Source organism: Muriicola sp., assembly GCF_049669965.1.
GTDB lineage: Bacteria > Bacteroidota > Bacteroidia > Flavobacteriales > Flavobacteriaceae > Muriicola.
This window is the reverse complement of the sequence record NZ_JBATLB010000062.1, coordinates 1-2584: the sequence shown is the minus strand read 5'-3', so window position 1 is coordinate 2584 and position 2584 is coordinate 1. Positions and strand designations below refer to the sequence as shown.

Sequence of the window (2584 nt, the reverse complement as noted above, 5' to 3'; positions counted from 1 at the left end):
TTTCAAACCTAGGATTTTAAAATTCGTTGTATTCTCATTTAAAATAAACGCCTCTGATCTACCGAATACCCAGAAATTCCCCTGGGTATCTTCTGTTATCGTATTGCCTAAAATGTTATAGCCATTTTCTGCATTTAGCACCCTTACTTTCTGGTTTTTTAGGGATACTCGTAATAGGCTGGGAGAAAAGGATTTGTTAGCAGTAGAAGGAAAAGGCAGACACAACCAAATATTGCCAGAACGGTCCTCTTTAATATCCGAAACAATGGAATTTACATCGAAATGAGAATTTCCCGGGAATGTTTTAAGCTCCTTTCTTTCTTTGTCTACTATGGCAATACGATCCCCAAAACCAATCCAAAGATTGTCTTTACTGTCTTCAAAAAGCGTCCATGATAAATTTGTGCCTTCATTGGCTACTTTTTGTAAACTTTTCATTCCTGGGTCCATCTTGTATAGCCCATCCTGGATGGAAACAATATAAATTGTACCGGTATGGTCACTAAGAATGTCAAGTGGTACAAAGTTATCAGAAATGGTAATCGTATATTCTATATCATTCTTAAAATCTAACACCAAAACCATACTCTGTCCTGGTTTCACCATCCAAAGTCTGCCATGTTGGTCAATGGTTATTTTATAAACAAAGGGATAATCATAGGTGAAAGCATGCTCCCCATCATAGCGGATTAAGGAAGAAGCCGAAGCAATCCAAATAGCACCATCTTCTGTTTCCAAAAAGCAGTTGATGTCATTACTTGCTAAACCCTCATTCGCTGAGAGTTGTAATAGATTGGCATTTGTACCTTCCATATTACCCGGGGGCTTCATTTTCGTAACGGAAGGTTGCTTTAAGGCACCTTTTGTCACCGTAAACGGCACCGAATCAAATTTCAATGCTTCGGTCGGAAAATTGTCCCAATCCAAATCATATTCCTTCATGGGGGTCTTTAGTGGCTTGAAGGCATTCAATTCAAATGGTTTGCTGGGTAAGGCATCAATATTGAGTGAATACGTTGTAGGGCTTGCCAGCGTGATGGTTTGCCATTCAAAAGGCTCCGGATCGGTAAATTGTAAGGACATGGTTTCAGGAGCCTTGTAATCGCCAACGTTAGTTTCTTTTGCAGACTTACTTGGTTTCGTACAGGAAAGAATAAATAGGCAGGTTAGCAAGCCTGATAGAGCAATGCGGTATTTCATTTAAATTGGTTTTATGGCCTTTTAGTTAATGGTAAGTTAATATAAAATGTTGTTCCTTTTCCTTCTTTGGTGCTTACTTTTAATTCTCCCCCATGCCCTTTGGTGACAATATCATAACTCATGCTTAATCCTAATCCGGTACCCTGCCCGGTGGGTTTAGTGGTGAAAAAGGGTTGGAAGATCTTTTCTTTGATGGCATCCGGAATGCCGTTCCCGTTATCTTTCACTGTTAGTAGCACTTTACCTTTTTCTTTAAGGGTGCTCACCGTTACGATAGGTTCATAGCCTTTCTCTCCCTGTTTTTTACGTTCCTGTACTGCGTAAAAAGCATTGGTAATAAGGTTCAGGATCACCCGGCCTATATCCTGTGATACCAAGTTCACTTTCCCGATTGTCTCATCAAAATGGGTTTCCAGCGTGGCATTAAAGCTTTTGTCCTTGGCACGCAGGCCGTGATAAGCCAGCCTAAGGTATTCATCAGCAAGGGCGTTTAGGTCCGTAGGTTCCTTTTCACCGCTGCTGGCGCGGCTGTGTTGCAGCATTCCTTTTACAATACTGTCTGCCCGTTTACCATGGTGATTGATCTTTTCCAGGTTCTGTTTGATGTCTTTAGCGATAGCCTTTACCTCCTCAAAATCCTTTCTTTCAATTTCTTCATTCATCTCATCGATCAACTCATTGCTCACTTCAGAGAAATTATTAACAAAGTTGAGCGGGTTTTGGATCTCATGGGCGATGCCTGCCGTGAGTTCACCCAGGGAGGCCATTTTTTCGGACTGTATCAATTGTGTTTGTGTTGCCTTGAGGTTTTCCAATGAATTATTGAGTTCCTCTGTTCGTTTTGCCACTTCCCTTTCAAGTTGGATATTTTGATCCTTTAACAGTTTCTCTTTTTCCCGGGTTACCTTAATGACTTCTTCAGCCTTTTTCTTCTCCTTCAAAAGCGTTTCCTTTAACCAAAGGGCTACATAGATCAAGAGAAAAACCGGAAATATGAGGGTTTGGACCCCAAACCAGTAATTAGAAATTCCAGTCATACTCAGGAACATTATGATCAATAAAATAATGTAGGAAAAAGCAAATAACCCCAACCCTATGATCACAGCTCTTCTGGCACCAATTGCTTTTTTCCTGAACTTGAAAAGAATGTAAAACGAGACCAAACATGACAGCAGTATTCCCAGTATTGGTATGACCTGTCCAAATGGTAGCTCAAAGGCCGCACGAATCATCTCTAAGGGGGCTAAAATAAAGAAGATGGTCTGGCTCACGCGCCTTACCCATTTTGGGATATCGCCCTGAAGGGTAGCAGCCAAGACAAGAGGCAGTGAAGCAGCGGACCCTGCTCCCAAAATGGTTTGCAGTAAAGGCAGAATTCCGAACC

2 protein-coding genes are annotated in these 2584 nt (G+C 41.3%); both read right to left on the bottom strand.

Annotated elements, in window-relative coordinates:
* Nucleotides 1-1200: ligand-binding sensor domain-containing protein (locus WBM49_RS03775; protein ID WP_424370732.1), on the bottom strand; the 1200-nt coding region annotated here is incomplete at its 3' end.
* A gap of 11 nt (nt 1201-1211) precedes the next feature.
* The coding region (locus tag WBM49_RS03770) for an ATP-binding protein (protein ID WP_424370731.1) at nt 1212-2584 on the bottom strand (1373 nt) is incomplete at its 5' end.